Annotated in this window: 5 protein-coding genes and 1 pseudogene; 5 read left to right on the forward strand and 1 reads right to left on the reverse strand. The window is 69.0% G+C overall.

What is annotated here, in order from left to right:
• The first annotated feature begins 7 nt into the window (after nucleotides 1-7).
• The 5 genes and pseudogenes from ACFWA7_RS08715 to ACFWA7_RS08735 all read left to right on the forward strand — a co-directional run bounded on the left by ACFWA7_RS08715 (nucleotide 8) and on the right by ACFWA7_RS08735 (nucleotide 5,728).
• A complete protein-coding gene (locus tag ACFWA7_RS08715) occupies nucleotides 8-757 on the forward strand; it encodes a phosphotransferase family protein (protein WP_385821799.1) in 750 nt (249 codons plus the stop codon).
• A gap of 285 nt (nucleotides 758-1,042) precedes the next feature.
• Nucleotides 1,043-2,002: an FG-GAP repeat domain-containing protein gene (locus ACFWA7_RS08720; protein ID WP_385821801.1), complete on the forward strand. Its 960-nt coding sequence runs from the start codon at nucleotides 1,043-1,045 to the stop codon at nucleotides 2,000-2,002.
• A 171-nt stretch (nucleotides 2,003-2,173) separates the two neighbouring features.
• Nucleotides 2,174-2,594: pseudogene (locus ACFWA7_RS08725) on the forward strand (transposase); the annotation flags it as partial.
• Nucleotides 2,595-2,987: 393 nt separating this feature from the next.
• Nucleotides 2,988-4,655, forward strand: a complete 1,668-nt coding sequence (locus tag ACFWA7_RS08730; protein ID WP_385821852.1) for an FG-GAP repeat domain-containing protein — start codon at nucleotides 2,988-2,990, stop codon at nucleotides 4,653-4,655.
• A gap of 71 nt (nucleotides 4,656-4,726) precedes the next feature.
• A complete protein-coding gene (locus tag ACFWA7_RS08735; protein ID WP_385821803.1) occupies nucleotides 4,727-5,728 on the forward strand; it encodes a DUF6215 domain-containing protein in 1,002 nt (333 codons plus the stop codon).
• Nucleotides 5,729-6,263: 535 nt separating this feature from the next.
• Here ACFWA7_RS08735 and ACFWA7_RS08740 read toward each other — a convergent pair.
• The gene (locus tag ACFWA7_RS08740; protein ID WP_385821805.1) at nucleotides 6,264-17,723 is read right to left on the reverse strand and encodes a toprim domain-containing protein; all 11,460 of its coding nucleotides are present in this window, start codon (nucleotides 17,721-17,723) and stop codon (nucleotides 6,264-6,266) included.
• Nucleotides 17,724-17,955 lie beyond the last annotated feature (232 nt).

Here is a 17,955-nt window from a genome sequence, read left to right on the forward strand (position 1 = left end):
GGATCGCGTGGGCCGCGTGCAGAGCTCGACGACGATCACCACGGGCCGCAACGCCCCCCTGTCCTGCGTCCTGAACACATCGCAGGCCGTCGTATTCGCCAAGGGCGTCCCCAGCAACCACAAGGGCGCAGAGATGCAGCGCAACGAAGCGCAAGTAGGCGCGTACCTCAAAGGCATCTCCCCCACGGTGCTTCACCACCTCGACACCGGTGGGTGGAACATCCTGCTCTTCGAATACTTCGACGGAAGGCCAGCGGACCTGGCACCAGGATCAGCGGACTTCAGGAGGCTAGTCCCTCTTCTCGAGCATCTCCTTGCCATGGACGCCCCAGACATCCCGAGCGCCCGTCCCGTCGCAGAAAAGTGGGCCCACCTCACGGCAGATCTTGACCTCAACCAGCTGTCCGGCAATTCCCTGATCCACACCGACCTCAACCGGGGAAACATTCTCGTAGGGAAATCACGGGCCGTTCTGGTGGATTGGGCGCTTCCGGGCAAGGGAGCTCCCTGGCTCAACCTGGCCTTCCTGATCTGCACACTCGCCAGCGAAGGGTGGCCGCCGCGTGCGGCAGAGCGCTGGGCTGAGCAGTTTCCCGCGTGGGTGGATGCCGATGACCTTGCTGTGGACACCTTCGTCGAAGCCCTGGTTCGGCGCCGCACGGAGCAGTTGGCGATCTGCCCGATTCACCGAAGGCAAGAAAGAGCGAGACAGAGGCATCTGTGCCGACAGTGGCTCAGGTACCGGCGATGCGGTTAGGCGAGTGCCACGGCGGTCGTTCTGAAGCCGGCCGCTCTCCGCGCGCTGTCATCCGCCCAGCGGCGGACTCCGAACCCCCGGGTCCGCAGACCCCGCAGACCCCCGGCGTCTCCCAGCATCGGTCGTGCGACCGTGAACCACGACGGCAGGAGCCGTTCGCCCTCGTGAACCCGAGCCTCGACCCCCGACATGCAGACCGGTCGAGGCGCTGTGTATGGTGCGGAGGAACTTTGGTGCGGTCCAGACCAATCGCGCCTATATGACCTGTTTCCCTGGGGGGATTCCATGACTTTCATCCAGCGGGGCCGCGCCTTCAAGAGCGCGCTCGCCGCCACCGCCATCGTCGCGGCGATGGCTGCCACCGCCGGAGGCGCGTTCGCGGCCGGGAACCCGGCCGACGCCTCCACCCAGGCCGCACGGGCCGGCCAGGCCGCCGAGAAGCACAACGCCCCGGCGGCGAAGGGCAAGCTGGCCGCTCCGCGCGCGGCGGCCGGCGCCTCGGAGCAGACGGCCACCTTCCCGATGGCGGCCGTGGAGCGGGACGGGTGGCTGAACTGGTACTTCCCCAACGGCCGGGGCGGCTTCGAGGCGTCGTGGCCCACGGCCGCCAACTTCAGCGCCTTCAAGCACTACATCCAGGTCGACCAGGACAAGGACGGACAGAAGGACGGCGCCTGGAGCGTCCTAAAGGACGGCCGGCTCCTCTACACCACCGCCAAGCCCGGACAGGATGCGTCCACCAAGGACATCGGCGGGGGCTGGCAGATCTACAACAAGGTGCTCTCCCCCGGCAACCTTGCCGGAGCCCGCGAGTCGGACCTGCTCGCCGTGGACAAGGCGGGCGTGCTGTGGCTCTACCTCGGCTACGCCGACGGCCGGGTCACCGCCCGCACCAAGGTGGGCGGCGGCTGGGGCCAGTACACCGAAATCGCCGGCCAGGGCGACCTGAACGGCGACGGCTTCACCGACATCGTCGCCCGCGACAGGGCCGGCGTGCTGTGGCTCTACACCGGCAACGGCGACCGCCAGGACCCGTTCAGCAACCGCGTCAAGATCGGCGGCGGCTGGAACACCTACAACCGGATCCTCTCCGTGGGTGACCTCGACGGTGACGGCCGCAGCGACCTCGTCGCGCGCGGCAACGACGGCACGCTGTGGCGCTACTCCGGCAACGGCGACAGCAGCGACCCGTTCGACAACCGCGTCAAGATCGGCTGGGGCTACAACTCCCTCAACCTGGTCTAACCGAACCGGCGCGGCGGACGGTGGACGGAACCGGGTGCGCCGTGAAGGTCAAATGGATGAGGGCTACCCGCTAACTGGACACCGTTGGCGAACGCCCTTTGCGACGTGACGTCGGTCTGTTCCACCGCGTTGGTGGGGCAGGCCGACGTTGTGTTTGGGATGGGGTTGGCGATGTCGTTGCGTCCTGAGGTACCGGCGGACGTGCCGGAGGAGACAGTGAGGGTGGCTCGTGCGGTTTTCCCGAAGGGCTGTCTGGCTGTTCGGGTGCGTGATGCTCTGGGCCCGGTCTTTGCGGACGGCGAGTTCGCGGGGTTGTACTCCGGCCGGGACGACCTGCGGCATCGCCGGGCAGGCTGGCGATGGTCTCGGTGTTGCAGTTCACCGAGGGCCTCTCGGATCGGCAGGCCGCGCACGCGGTGAGGTCGAGGATCGACTGAAAGTACGCCTTGGGCCTGGAGCTGACCGACCCCGGCTTTGACTTCTCCGTGCTCAGCGAGTTCCGTGACCGGCCATCGCGGGTGGCGTCGAGGACCGGTTGCTCGATGCGGTCCTGGAGAACGCCTCTGCGGCCGGGCTGCTCAAGGCCGGCGGTACCGGTTCGTCCCTGGCCGCCAGACCCATCACCCCGCCCACCGAGCGCACTCACCCGGATACGTACGTTGCCCCCTGCGACGACTGCCGGTACCCGCATGCTGAGCTGTGGCAGAAAGCACCGACGTGCCACCCCGCTCAAGCGTCCGGGAGGGCCCGCCCTATGCTGGCGCTCCGCTCACCGGCGGTCCGAGGCAGGGGTGTTCGACGTCGGAGCGCGCCATGGGTGGGTGGGGTCTGTCATGGCTCGTGCGCCGCTTGGTTGTCCAGGAGTGAGGGGCGAAGGCGGCGTGCGGCTCTTTCGGTTCGGTGGAGTGGGGGATTTTCCATGCGTAGGCGTCTTGTGCGTACAGCGGCTCTTGCAAGTGTCTCGGCCGGCCTCGCGGTGCCGTTCGTGGCGTTTCCGTCGGCGGCTGCTCCGGTGCCGCCGCGGTTTGAGGCGCGAGCCCCCGAGGTGCTGCCACCCGGCGCACTGTGGGCGGCGGATGTGGTCACCACGGCCGGACGGCCGCACGGCCAGATGGTGATGGCTTTCGCGACCAAGCCGCTGGACGGCCCGGCCGGCGATAGCGAGGGCCTGCCGACCGGTGTAAGCCTGACGTCCCCCGACGGGTGCACGCTGGTGGCGGGTCATACCGCTGTGTACGCCTGCCCGGTGGTCGATGGTGGCCGGACGGTCCCGGGCTTTCGCATAGCCGACGACGCTCCGAACTCGACCACCTACTCGGGCTTCGCCTACGTCCCGGAGGGCGGCGACATCGCCGCGGGCGTCACGACTGCGCAGACGGCCACCGTCGTGCCCGCCGACGGCCAGCACGGCGTCTCTCAGATGACGGTGAAGACCGCTGCCCAGGCCGCGCTCAGCACCATCGACGCCCCGCCCCTGCCGAACCTGTCCGCCGGGGCCTCGGTCCGCCAGCGGGTACGCGTGCACGCCGTCGACGCGGGCGAGTTCGCGGTGAGTTTCGCCCTCGCCGACGGACAACCCTCCTGGCGCGATCGCGATGTCCTGGTCAGCGAGGTCACAGCGGGAGCTGGGGCCGTATGCACGCTGCACGAGCCGCGCCTTTTCACGCTGTCCCGGAACTTCTACTGCCGGCTCGAGCCGGGCGAGCACACTATCGAGTACACGCTGACCGCACCGGCCGGTGTCCAGACGTGGCGGGCCGAGGCTGACCTGTCCTACAACATCTACAGCCGCTCCAAATCCCCCGTGACCGCAGCGGTTGCTTCCTTCTCCCTGCAGGGCGGGCCCCTCCGCCTGGACCACCAACTGCTGGCGACCGACGGCTCCGGCCTGCTCTACGCGTATGCGGGCACCGGCCGGGCCAGCGACCCGTTCCGCACCCGGTACCTGATCGGCGGCGGCTGGCAGGCCTTCAACGCGCTCACGAAGCTCGCCCCCGTCACCGAAAACCTCATCTACCAGCCCGCCACGCCCGCGAGCGCTTACGCCGCGAACCCGGACGACCTCGTCGGACGCGACAAGGACGGCGTCCTGTGGTTCTACCAGCGCGACTTCCACCGTGCGGACCTGTATGCGCCGCGCACCCGCATCGGCGGCGGCTGGAGCATCTACGACCAGCTGACGGGCGCTGGCGACCTCACCTCGGACGGCAAGGCGGACCTGCTGGCCCGCGACAAGACGGGCACGTTGTGGCTGTACCGCGGCACAGGAGATGGCCGTGCCCCGTTCGCCTCCCGCATCCGCATCGGCGGCGGCTGGAACGCCTACGGCCTGCTTGCCGCCTCGGGAGACGTGACCGGGGATGGCACGCCCGACCTGGTGGCCCGCGATGCTGCCGGGACTCTGTGGCTCTACACCGGCACCGGCAAGGTCACCGCGCCCTTTGCCTCGCGCACGCGGATCGGCGGCGGCTGGAACAGCTACACGCAGATCTCTGTGGTGGGCGATGTCAACCGCGACGGGAACGCCGACCTGGTTGCCCGCGACGCCTCCGGGGTGCTGTGGCTCTACACCGCCACCGGCACGGCGAGCACACCGTTCGCCCCGCGTACACGAATCGGGGGCGGCTGGAATACGTACACCCACGTCCTGTGACGGCGACCATCGTCCTGCCCTGTGGCCTGGAACTGTGTCTTCCACCTCTCTTGTCGTGGTGAGATCGCCGGATGCTCGGTTTCCTCCTGCGTCTTCTGCCGTTCTGGGTGCGTGAGCCGCTGCTCATCGCTGTCGGGTCCGCCCTCGGCGTACGCCTCGCATATCTCGCCGCCCGCGATCACGACCAGGGCGCGGCGGGTTTTGCCGTGATGTTCCTCGTATTCACCGCAATACGTGTCCACGTGGTGCTCCGGGCCCTGCGCGCACGCCGCAACCCGCCTCCAGCGGCCCCAGCCGAGGGAGCGGCGGTCGACGGTGCCGCGCAAGCCCGGGCCGGAGCGGAGCCGCCTCCCGGCCCGGGCACTCCGCAGAAGGAGCCCCACGTCTGGGGCCAGGCCGTCGCGGCCGTGGCCCTGGTCGGGGCACTGGTGGCCGCGGTGTGGGCTGCTCCTCACGTCCTGCCGTCCTCCGACGACAGCACGCGGCAGCCAGCCTCGTGTCCGGCCAGGGAACACAAGGAGCTGCCGCAGGCGTACAAGCTGACGCCCGGGGCTTCGACCGGTGACGAGCTGTGCAAGGCGCTCAACCGGCCCGACCTGGCCCAGTTGCTGGGTACGCCCGGAGAGACCGCGACCACGGTCTCCGCCACCAGCAACACCGCTCCCCTGACTGGAGAGAAGGTCGCCTCGCCGGAGACCGAGGTCAGGTTCGGCACGTACACCGTGCACCTCTCGGCCGCCTACAACCAGATGTCGACTGCCCAGTACGTGAAGCTGATGAAGTTCGGCAATGAGCAGGACATCAAGACCCTCACGGTCCTTGGCCGGCCCGCGGTCCTCGCCTCGGATCACACGATGAAGATCAACATCAGGCTCGGAACCGGCGGATCGCCCCGACCAGTCGAGCAAGGCCCCCTGGCCAGGACGCTGACCGTGGCTCTCGACCAGAAGGACCGAGGGGGCTACTACGAGATCGCTGTCTGGAGCACGTCCGGCGCCCTCCCCGACGACAGCGTTCTCCTCGGCATCGCGGGAAGGGTCCTTCCCGCGATCGCCGACAGGCCTGCCCGGTGAGACACCGAAGACTGCGCGGTGGAATTCCGGCAGCCCTGGGCCCACCCGACGCACCCACCAGACCGCCACCGCGCAGCAGCCACCAGGGTGGGCGGTCTGCTGGACCAGTCACCGCAACGAGCCCAGACCGGGAAGAGGATCCGGCGCGCAGCGATCGCCCACGCCCGCTGTACCCGTGTCCGCTCACCCCTCGGCGGCACGCGATGCGGCGCCGACCGCGAGTTCGCCGTGCGCCACCTGCAGCACGCGGAGTAGAGCAGGAACGAGGAACAACAGGGAAGGTCCTCGCCCTGCCTCCTGGCAGCGCGGCGCGTCTCGCTCAGCGGAGCCCCGTCCATGACGGCGTCGGCAGCGCCGCGTAGTGGGCCTCGGCGGGACGTCGGCTCCGCGACTGAGCCTCTTCGTCCCTGCATCGCCGGCGCCGATCCCGCTCGGCTTGTTCGGCGCGGAGTCTGGCAAGGTTTATTTGCCGCTCATGATGAGCGCCGAGAGGGTACGTGAGCGGCATTCGGTTCTCCTTGAGGTGCGATGGCCTTCACTTGCTCGGCGTCGATGCCGCAGCCGGACTCCCTGTGGGGATCATCTGGCCTTGCCGTTGACGGTCGGAGGGGTTGGGCCGTTCGGTGTTCTTCTGCGGCGGTCCTGCTGCTGACTCCTGGCCGCGCCGAGCGCATTCTTCTTGGAGCTGGCAGCTCAGTTCAGCCAACTGGCTGCTTACTCGCTCAAACGCGCGAAAAAGGTCCCCACCGTCCGTGTGGGTAAAACCTTCCAGCAGGGCGTCAGCGGCTTTCGGCGGGGTGCCTCCCAGTCGGTCAGCCTTGTCTGCCTTGGCGTGAAGGCGCTTGCTGGCCTCCGGGGTTGGTGCCTGGCTGGCTCGGGCGCGATGCAGTTCGGCCTGGCTGCGCAGGTAGCGAGGATTGTCCTGGCTCAGGGCTATTCGACGCTCTGGGGGAGATGAAGTGTCGGCAGTCTGCAGACGGTCGGCTATGGATGTGCGTTCGGGAGGGGTGGGCTCCGGCTTCGGCGGTGCTTGTTGCACTCGGTGGCTTTGGAGCTCTGCGTGCTGCTCCGGTCGTGCGTTGTGGTGAGCCTCCTGCCCTGTCGTCACTGGGGCCGCGGGGCGGGCGGGCCGTGGGTCTGCCTTACTCTCGCCCAGTCGGCGCGCGGCGGTCTCCGTGAGAGATGCGGTTCTCTGCTGCAGGATGTCTTCGATGGGGTCTGGTGTGGCGGGCTTCGGTATTGGGCGCCGTCGGGGCGCGGGCCGGGCAGGTTCGGCGGAGTGCGGCCTGATCGGGTTCGCCAGCATCTTGTCGACATCTGACTCACCCCGGACGATTACCGCGCGAGGGGCACGGCCGGTAAGCGGGCCGACGATGCCGCGGGCCTCCAGCAGTTGAAGGGTGTGATTGGCGACATCGGGCGGCATCTGGTGGTCGAACGCACTCTGGACGACGAGAGGCGACGCGGTCCTGTGGCGGACTACTGCTAGTGCTGCTTCGCGCAGCACGGTTGGGGTGATGAGGCCGGCGGGGTACCCGCGGCCGGCTGGCTTGCCAGCGAGGAGCATCTCGTAGGCGGTGGCTGCGCGGGTGAACAGATCGGCCCGGGGGTCGTTCGCGTCGCTGTTGCGTAGGGCGACGGCGCGTGCGCGCAGGTGCTTGATCAGGTCTTCGTAGGCCTTGGCGATGTTGGGGAGGGGCGGGGCTCCTGCAACCAGCCGGCTTTCGCCGGGCACGAGGTCGCCGGGAACGGACCGGTGCTGCTGCTCATACCGGGCGAACCACTGCGCTCGATTGATGATCCAGTCTTCCTGGAGGGCGGCTCGGCGGACGCTGTCGATACCAGGTGCAGCCAGGTGCGCTTCGATCGCCCGCTGGTTGTGGCTCAGGTCCTGCATGCGGCGGTCTCCGCTGGGGGCGGCGAGTTGGTCGAGCGGCGTGGCGGCGCCCGGACGCGGGGCACCGCGCAGATAGGAGGTCAGCCTTTCGATGCTGCGGCTCACGACGTCGGGCAGATGGAGCCGTGTGGCAAGGGAGCTCAGAACTTCCGCTGTGCGGACAAGGAGCCGCAGCCCGCGGTTCATCAGGGGGTGATTGTGTCGGTCATGCAGGCGACGGATCTTTGGGAGGGTGGCTTCGATCTGTTCGACGAGCGCGGTGATGCTGGAGTACAGCCCCGGAGGAAGGGCTTGTTCGTGCGGCCGGAGGGATTCCAGGCGCATGCGCAACGCTGCTTCCTCAGCGTTGAGCTGTTCCTCGACAGGGATCTGGGGGTTGTCCGCAGGGAGCGGCTGTGCCGGTGTCCCGGAACGCCACATCTCTTCGGGCGGAGGCTGATGGCGTGAGGCTGCTGCGGCTTCATCGAGTGCTTCGCATTCTGCGCGAAGTTCGGCGATGTCCTGTGCGACGGTCTCGAAGTCGCGTGCCGGGGCGGGGGCTGGTGCGGTGCTCGGCGCGGACACTGGGTCGGGGCTGGTCTGGTATGTCCATCCTTGGGCACCCAGGCGGATCCATCTGTGCCCCGCGTCAGCCAGGTGAATCATTGCCTCGGCCGGTCGCCGGCGCGCGAAGAGAGCGACAGCGCGATCAGCTCGGGTTCTCAGGTCGGGTGCTTGCGGGTTGTCCTGGTGCAGTGCCGCAAAGGCGTGGAGCAGGTCGAGGAATTCGTCCTTGGTGATGGTGGTGTCGAGTTGGTCGCCGGGCAGGATGCGGTCCAGCTCCGCGAACCATGCGGGTGTGAGGGCTACGTGGGCTGCTGTGGCGATGGCGGCCTGCCATTCGAGGGCGGCGAGAAGCCGCGAGCCGGGGAGGCGGCTGAGCTCAGCGCGTGTCATTACAAGCCTGGCCTGCCGGGCGCCGGAGAAGTCGATGACGAGCGAGGGGTCGTCGGTGCTCAAGGCCTGGGCGCTGATGGCGAAAGGCAGGGTGCGGAGGGTTCCGTAGGGCCGGGGCTGGTCTGCGTTCGGGCGCTGGGCGAGGCGGAATCCGTCCAGCAGTGCGATCAGTTCATGGCTGAGGCGTGCAGCAGCGACATTTCGGTTGTCCGTCCGGTAGGGGCTCTGGCCGGCCGGCGCGAGGGCCATTTCGAAGTCGGATCCCAGTGTGGCTGGTGAGGCGGACCTGGCTTGATCCGAGGGCGCCCGGCCGACCTGTGAAGCCGCTGCGGGGGTGGGGAGCTCGACGGAAGACGACTCGCTCTCTATGCCCGATACTGTAGATTCTCGTAGGGTTTTCCCGCTTATAGATCCGTTCGTCATGTTCTCTCCGAGGGGCAGGGGGGCCGCCGGGTGCGCGACAGCGCGTGTGAGGGCTTCCGCGCGCTGGCTGACGGACTTACGCCACTGGGCGTCCACCGACTGGGGGCTCGGGCCGAGGAGGATCGCGGTGAGTGTCTCCGCGAGCGGTACATTCCAGGGAGGCCTGGCGACGTTGCCTGCGTGCTTCAGCGCAAGGGATTCGAGCTCGTCACGGGGCGGTTCGCCCTCGCGTGAAGCCTCCAGGTGTTCCCAGACCCTGTTCGCGACGAGGGACGCAGCGTTTGCCGGCCCGGCTGCTTGGCTGCCGCCGTGGGAAGCGGCGCCGTTCAAGGTGAGGTCGGCCTCAATGACGGCGTCCAGAAGTGGCTGTCGCTGGTTGTCGAGCTGCCGCAGCACCTCGGTCGGTCCGCGGTTGGGGTCTTCATGGATCTCTGCGAGATCCTTGGCAGCCTCGGGAGTGACGACGTGGACAGGTGCGGGCCAGGTGGCGAGGAGGTGCCAGGCTCGCAGGATGGATCGCGCTCCTGCGGTGTCGTTGTCGCGGACCAGGATCAGGGGCCGCTCCCTTCCGCAGGCCTGGCGCAGCATTCGTACATGGTCTGCGGTGAGGGCGGTCCCGCAGGTTCCGAGCACCGCGTGCTGGGGGCGGTCTGCGTGGAGGTGGGCGGCATCGACGGCCAGGACGTCGAACGGGCCTTCGGCGAGGTAGACGGGGCCTTCGGTGTCTCGCAGGCGCTCCATACCGAGGAGCACCTTGCTCTTTTGGTAGAGGGTCGGCCCGTGCGGCGAGTCGCTGGCGGTGTTGCTGTACTTCCACTTGGTGGGGTCGCCCAGAGTACGACCGGTAAACCCGATGACACGTCCGTCGAGGTCGCGCACGGGCCACATCAGTCGGTGGAAGAAGGCGTCGTTCAACGTTCCGGTCTCGGGCCGCAGGCGCAACAGTCCTGCTTGCAGCAGCTCTTGGTCGCTGAAGCCGGCGGCGCGCAGCCGTGCGGTGACGGTGTCCTGGCGGCTGCGGCGCGCGTGGCCGACGCCCCAGCGGGCCACCAGTTCACCGTCGAGGGCATGGCCTCGCGTTTGCGTGAGGTAGGTGACCGCCTCCTTTGCCTCGGCACTGTCCGAGGAGAGATCGGCCGCGAAATAGGCAGCTGCTCCATCCAGCAGTCGGTAAAGCCGGTCTTGGGCAGCTTGGGTGCCTTGGGCTTCGTCGCGGGAAGCGGGTGGGCTGGAGAATGCCTTCTGCCCTTTCTGCTGTGTGATGCTGATGTTGATCGCGTGGCGGGCGAGCTCGCGATCGTCGGTCTCCGTGATCAACTCATTGACAGACCGGCGGATCAGGTGCGCCGCTTCGGCGTCCAGGACCGCGTCTCCGGTCGTAGGATGCGTGACCACCAGCTGATGCTTGTCCGCGTGAGTGGCCACAAGATCAGGCGGGATACCGAGGCCGCTCAGGGCCTTCTGAGCGGTGGCGAGCAATCGCTCGGTCACGTGGCCGGGGTTCGCTGTGGATTCCGGCGTGCTGGGGGGCTTCCCAGGTGCATCAGCGGGCTGCGGGGCGGTGACCGCGTCAAGCGGGCGGCGGCTGGCTGGCGATGCGTCCGGGCTGTGGGCCTCGGGCGGAGACGATGTGGTCGAGCCTGGATGACCCACGCGTTGGGGGCTGCCGGTCGGCGGGGCCGGGGTGGAGATGATGGCCGGCGTCGGGTGCCTGGGCATATCGGGCTTGGCGTTCGTGGTGGCTGTCGTCGCCTCTGGCACCGCCTTGGGCGGAGGGGTGGGGGAAGGCATGACGCGCGGTGCGGATTCCCCCTGGCCGGGGTCCGTGGTGTCGCCTGCTTGTGTGGGCGCAGCGTCGGGGCCCCGTGTTGTTACTGCGCTGAACTCGCTCTGCCCGGGGGCGAGGCCTCGCAAGTTCGTGAAGACGGGGCGCCGCGCCTGGGCCCAGGTGGTGGCCGCGGTGAGCAGGAGGGCGGGCTGCATTGCGGCGAGGTCGGTGGAGGACAGGTAGGCGATGCACTGGTCGCTGCCCGACTCGCTGAGCCCGAGGTAGAGCCAGCGTGCTGGGTCGGGAGGGGCAGCATCGACGGGTGGGCGTTCATCGCTGGCCTGTATGTAGATCGGCTGTCCGTGGAGGTGGCCGTACAGTCTGGGCGCCAGAGCGGGCTTGGGCTCCTCCACAGCAGCTCGAAGGTCCCGATGCAGTTGCCCGGCAGCTGTGTCGGTGGCTTCGTGTGACCGGCCGTCCGGCAGACGCAGCACCGGCGGACGGCCAGGAGGGGCGGAGGCATCAGCCGCGCCTGTGGGGCTGGTGGGGATCGCAGGTCGTCTGGCCTTGGCGCCTGTCCCCTTGTCGGTCGGAGGCTCTTGCCGCGACCCGGCCGTTCGTTCCTCTTGATGTGCGAGCTGTTCGCCACGGGTGTGGAGGTAGGCGGACAGGGGGGCCGCTCCGAGCGGTGTGCTGACTATGGTCTGTGCTGGGACGTGCTCCACGCTCCCCTGCTCCCACAGGGCGCGGACTTGGGCGGCGCTGGTTGCTGAAGCTGCCTGGTCGGCCAGTTGCTGCGCGCGCTCATCGCGCGGGTGGGGGGGCACGGCGGGCGGGGGACGGTGCGGGGGCTGCGGTGCGTTGGCAACGCCGGCCCTCGGTGGGGTCGTCTCCAGTCCACCTGGGCCCGCCGTGGAGGAAGGGTGCCCGCCTCGATGGTGGGCGCGGTCCGCGGACAGTTGGGGGACGGCTGGAAGTGGGGTGGGTAGGGCGGCTTGCGCACCATCACGGGGCCCCACCCGGGTCTCTGTCTCCGGGGCGGCCGCCCGGTGAGTACCGAGGGTCTGCGTGTGCTCCCCTACGGCGGCGCCATCAGGCGCCTGGCGGGAGCGCGACGGGACGGGGCGCGGAGGCGCAGGGATGGCTGCCGGTGGCTGCTGGTCCTCGCCCCGCGGTGGTGACGAGGCGGAGGCCTCTGGGAGAGGGACTGCAGCAGCTGCGGCTGCTGGGTTCGGTGCGCGGCGGCCGAGGCCGTCCTCAGCTGCCGCAGAGGGGTCCTCGCGCGGCTCGGGCCCTGGGTCGGGTGGCCCTGGCGGCCTGACCTCACGTGGTGCGGGGCTCCTTGGCGCGGCCGGCTTGGGGAATCGGCCTGCCCGCGCGAGCGGGGAAGCCTTCGGCGGCCCCAGCGCGCTGGGGCTGGGGCTGGGCAGGACGGCTGGTGGGCGTGCTGAGGGGGCGGCCTGTTCGCGCTCAGAGGCAGGCGAAGGAGATGAGGGTTCCCGCGCGCACCTGGGTGCAGGACTTGCTGCGGGATTCATGTCCAGGGTGAGCTGCTCAGGTTCCGGCGGGTCCGCTGCTAGTGGGGTGGGCCCCGGTGGTGCTGGTGTCTTCGGGCGCCCGTCTGCGACTGGGGTTGGGGTGTCTCGGGGCGGGTACCACGCGGCTTCTTGCGCGCTGGCTTGGTCACGCAACCGAATGACCGTGTCAGGTGTGGGGACGTTGATCTGGTCGGCATGGAGGGGGTGGCGTCGCCCGTCGCTGGTCAACAGCCGCACGTCAGCCAGTCGCAGGCTGTCTGTCGCATCGTCGCGTGCGGTCATCCGGCCTCGGATCACGGCCGCGAGCGGCACAGGGTAGGGCAGCCGGAGCGCACGGGCGGTCTCCGGGTCCATGTCCTGGGCGTTGAGTTCGAGCCAGCCCTCGTGGACCGCCCAGGTGGCCTGTCGGTCGCCGTACGGTGTGCCTTCGAGGTCGGTGACCAACTCGGTGTCATCGGTGGCAATGAGCGTGTTGCGTGCCGTCGTGACACGTTCGCCGTTGTCGAGGGTGAGGGTGACAAGTCCGTTGGCGGCGAGATGGTGTTCGCGGACGGTGAAGTAGCCGTCGCCCCCGTCGTCCGTGAGTGCGATGCCGTGGCCCGGGCGTAGTTGATCGGCCCACTGGGCGGCCGCGGGGGCGTCCTTACGGGCGTGGGTGGGTTCGAACAGGGCATAGGTGGTAGCTGCGAAGGAGTCGGCTCTGCCCTGCACGCGGTCAAAGAGGGCGCGTTCACGCAGGAGCGCGAGGTAGAGCGGCCCACCGTCGCTGTCACACCATGCGGCTGCGTAAGCCGGCAGGTCCGGTGAGGCGAAGTCGATGCCGTGCGGTCCGGTGCGGGCGAATCGGTCCAGGAGGCGGCCCGCGAAGTCCTTCGCCTCCTCCGCGCTCGCCAGCGTCGCCAGCGGCCAAGGGCAGTCGGATTCCTCCGCCAAGGGGCGCAGTGATGCGGGTGGCCAGATCCTGAGGGCGGTCGAGGCAGGGAGCAGCTCCCACCCCTCCAGGGCCCTGTGCAGGGCGAATTGGCCGTCGGCGATGAGTTCCAGCGTGCTGACGTCGTGGATGCGGCGGCTTTGGGGGCCTTCGAGGTAGCGCTCCTTTAGGAGGCGGGTGGTCAGGGGGCGGCCATCCGTGGGGCTGTTCACGCTGGGATGTACCAAAGGGTGCCCGATGCGCACCAGAGTGTCTTCCTGGTGGAAGACTTTGGTGATGGCTCCGCGGCGCCCCTGGTAGTGGAATTCACGTCCCCGGCGCGGTCGTCGGCTGGTGCCTCTGGTGGCGAGCCTGATCGCGGTAAGGCCATGCAACCCCGTGCGGTCCTTGCCGCCTGAGCGGCGTGTGATGACCAGCTGATCTGAGAGGACCACGTCTTCCACAGGCAAGTCGGCGTGCTCGGATCCGGCGGCTTCGGCTCGGTCGAGTGTCTCCCAGCGTGCGATCTCCGCGGGGTCGGTCAGTCCGGCGAAGCGCGGCTGCCCTGGCAGCGAAATGAGGGCAGGGTGGATGGCCTCTTCGGATCCGTCCGCGTGGCGTACCGCCTGCCACTGTCCGGTCCCCCAGGGCGGGTCGGCCGCCCCGGTCGAGATGGCAGGGATGTCATCACCGTCAGCCGTGGCGGCGTGAACAACCACGGGCGTCCCTGCGGCGAAGAGCAGCCGGCCGGGGCGCAGCTCCGTATCGGCGAAGCCGGTGGACACAGCCTGCGGTGAGGCTGTCCTCTCCGGGTGTTCGTGGACGTGGTCGGCCTGCTGGCGGGAGGAATCGGGGGATGGCGTCCTAGCCTCGCCCGTTGTCGCGGATCCGGGTCTGGCTTCATCAGGGGAAGTGGCGGCCTCTGGTGACGAGGGGGCGGTGGCCTCCCGCCGTGCAGGTTGCTGAGGTTGAGGTGTGCCGGCGAGAAGCGGGACGGCTTGGGCTGCTGCGGTCCAGGGGTTGGTCAGGGTGGTCGGATCCAAGGCTCCGTGTGGGAGCTGGTCGTAGCTCGACTCGGGTGCTGCTGGCTGCTCCATCTGCTCAGGCTGGGTTTCCGTACGCTCGGCCGAGCCGAGGATGGGGATCTCCGTCAGCGGGTTTGACCAGCCCGGATGAGGCTCGTGAGGGGAGGCGGGGGCTGAATGGTCTTCGGATTCCCCGTTCGCTGCCGTGTGGCCGACTGTCTCCAGGAGTTCGACGTCGTCGTCATCGGGTTCCGGCGGCTCGGGTACCTGCGTCCTGAGCTGCTCAAGGGCATGGATGAGCGGGTGTCCGTTCGCATCGCGGAAGGTCATCGCGCGCCGGTCTGCCCAGGGGTCGGACCACGGGAAGGGGGTGCCGCGAACATCGGTGATGGCGGCCATGGCCTCAGCGAGTGCGGCCGCATGGCGACGGGAGGTGACGCGCGCCGCTGCGCCCAGGCCGTGCAGCAGGTGGGGTGTACGGACCTGCCAGTTGCCCGGTTTGATCTGCACGACCGCGAGGCGCCCCTGCGCTGCAGGATGGACGATGAGGGGTGCGTCGGGTCGGCGGGCTAGGGAGCGGCAGAAGGCCGCCTGTCGCTCCTCGGCGGCGCGGTCGGCCAGGTGCGGTCGCGCCTGCACACTCGCCAGATGGGCGATAAGATCCTCCGTCGTCGTGAACTGCTGGTCCACCAGGGGAGGCAGCCGCTCGCTCTGAACAGCCGGGAGTGACGTGCCGGAGTCGGCACGGCGCCGGTTGTCCCGAGCGCGCGCCAAGGCCCGGCAGCGGTCTTCGGCTTGCACGAGCGTGGCCGCCACCGCGCTGTCGTGGGCCTGCGCTGCGGCTGATCGGCGCCAGTCGTCGAGTTCTTTGAGCTCCCGGATGATGCCCGCGGTGTCCAGTTCCCGGATCGGGCCGCCGATCGGTGGCCTGGCAGGTACTGCTGTGTCCTGTGCGGGGGAACTTTGCTGAGGAAAGTCCAGGGCTAAGGTGACGATGCCGTCGCGGCGGCGGGCGATGATGCTGTGGTAGTTGAGGTGCCGGCCGTCTTTGGTCACGAAGACGAAGGGCTTGGCTTCAGCGATTGGCTGCCAGGTGTGTGGCTCGCTGATGAGAAGCACGTCATCACCGTCACGGATGTGGGATTCCCATCGGTCGCACAGATCGTGGTAGCGCAGCGTGATGAGCTTGCTGCGCAGGGGCTCGGGTATATCCCCCGTTGTCGCGGTCGGCGGTGCGGGCGAGGGCTCGCCGGATCGGGCCACAGACGGCTCAGTTGCTTCGACGGCGCGCACGTCTCTCCTGGTGATGATCATGTGGCGGCCGTCTGGTGCCTGGCTGCGCCAGCTGCCGTCGGGGCGCTGCTCTTCGAGGGTGACGGTGGCGTAGGCCGCGGTGGAAAGCGCATGGTGGGGGCGGTAGGGCGAGTCAGGATCTCTGATGCGTACCCGCTGGCCGGCTCCCAGGGGTCCGGCGGCGCTGGCGGACACGGCCGTCCAGTCGTTGGTGGGGGCAGCCCGGTGCAGGTGCCGTCGGTCAAAATGCTGGGCTGGCGTATCCAGGCTCACGCTGGCGAGCACGGTCCGCTGCTGGTTGTTGACTCTCTTGTGCTTGAGCACCATGCCAGCGACGTGGAAGTCCTGTCCGGGTCTCAGTGCGGGCATGCCGTCCTGATGCCAGAACTCGATGGTGTTGCCGGCCGGCGTTACGGCAATGGCGGGCCGCTCTCCGATGATTCGGGTCTTCCTCCCCCGTTGGCGGGTACTGGACCGCATACCGCGCGTCTCGGACGAGGTGCCGGGATCGACGATGCGCGCCAGCACGGTGATGTTCTCGGCCACGACCCCGATGTGACTGCCCTGGGGCGGACGTGTGTAGCGCAGCGAGGCGCCGTCTGGCGGTCGGATCTGGAGAGTGAGCTCGGTGTTGAGGCGGTGAGCGGTCGTTCGGGCTTCGCTCTCGGCGGAGCGTTCACCGAACATGCACTCCCTGGCGGCGCCGGTCGGGCTGACCACCCAGGGGATGCTGTGGTCGCGCTGGTCCTCCACGATCCAGCCCTGACCGCCCTTGAGACGGACCGCCCGGTAGCGGGGGTCGCTTTCGCTGGGGAGGGGAGTCGTGAGCGAATTGTGGCCTGTATGGCCCTCGTTAGAGCCTGACTGCAGCCCGCCCCCCTCGATGCGCAGCGGCTCCTGATGCTGCGGCTCATCGTCCGCCGTGCTCGGAGGCTCACGGTGCTCCGACTGCTGGGTCCTGGTGGTTGGCGTTGAGGCGAGCGGTGCGTCGAACAGCGCGTCCTGTCCCGGACTCAAGGCAGATGCATCGGGCCCGGTGATCGGGCTGGTGTTGGTTGCCCGGGTGCGCTGCGGGTGAGGCCCACCGCGCCTCGCCTTGGTGCTCGCCTTCGCAGCCGACTTTGCTGCTGTGGCGGCGTCTTTGGCGTCCCGCCGCATCCGCATGTCCTCGGCTTCCGCCAGGAGCGCCGCGGCCACGTCGGGCAGCGGTTCCCCGCGGTCGGCTGCAGGCGCGATCAGGTCCCAGGTCAGCTCCCGAGCACGGTCCTGCCAGTAGCTCCATGTGCGATAGCCCGAGATCTTGGCGGCCTTGGAGTAGTACGAACGGAACGCGTCGTCTCCCATGATCCGGTCCATCATGTGCTCAGCGCAGATGACGACGCGGCCATGGCCTTCAACCTCGACGAGAAAGCGAGGGTGCTGGCGCTTGCAGAAGCCCACGGGGCGGGGACCGCCCGGCGCGCAGTCCTCCCTCGTGCCCCAATGCGATCCCACGATGCGCAGGCGTTCGGTGGGAAACTCTTCAAACCCGCGTGCTGTCGCAGACCACACCGCGTAGTCCCACTTCATGCCGCCGGTCTTCTGGTTCTCCGGCAGCCCACCGTGCTGCCCGGTCTCATATCCCCACGGGTACCGCGCGATCCGCCCCTCGTGACCGTAGCGGACCACTCGCCACATGCCCTCTTCCAGTTCGTCGACGTGCAGGTCGAGGGAGAAGGGGTAGGTTCCCGCTGGTGCGAGGGGGTGTCGCTGCCACCGCCCGGCGGCCAGTGCCCGAGAGGCTCCGTCCCGGCGCATCCAGTCCAGCGCGGTCTCCAGCGGGGGGTGGAGTTCTCCAATCCACCGGCTGCCGGAGCCTGATGGTGGCTGCGGTAGCGGCGTCACGCTCCAGTGTGTGCCTCCAGGCTTACGTCCCCAGGGGCGTTCAACCAGCCGGTAGCAGTGGCCGTGCTCGCCCGTGAACTGCCAGCCATCCGCGTGGACCTGGACGGCCGATTCCCCCTCGCGGAGGGTCGCGGGGAATGCCCTCACCTCGTCCGCGTTCACGGCATAGGGAGTCAGCTCGAACTCGTCGACCAGCGCGGACCCCGCGGGCTCGTTCGCATCGTCCGCCGGCCAGACGACCTTGAGCGCCTGCCCCGGCCCCAGGCCCTCGGGCTTGGGCAGCGGTACGCGGGGGTGCCATTCCACAGCCTGCACACGCACGGGCCGTCCCCTCCACAGGGCGCGGTCGCCGGTGGTCCAGTGGATGGGTGCGTGCAGGGCGGGCTCTGCGCCCGTCTGGGCACGCGTCATCTCCGTCGCGACGGAAGAGAGGACCGCTTGCCGTTTGTTTGCCCCTCCCTCGTGGTCGGACGCCGGGGGGTCGCCTCGCGAAGAGGGAGCCGTGCGAGAGGGTTCGGCTCCTGCCGGTAGTTCCTGCGTCTCTTCGTCTGGG

It is taken from the genome of Streptomyces sp. NPDC059994 (assembly GCF_042737755.1).
Taxonomy (GTDB): Bacteria; Actinomycetota; Actinomycetes; order Streptomycetales; family Streptomycetaceae; genus Streptomyces.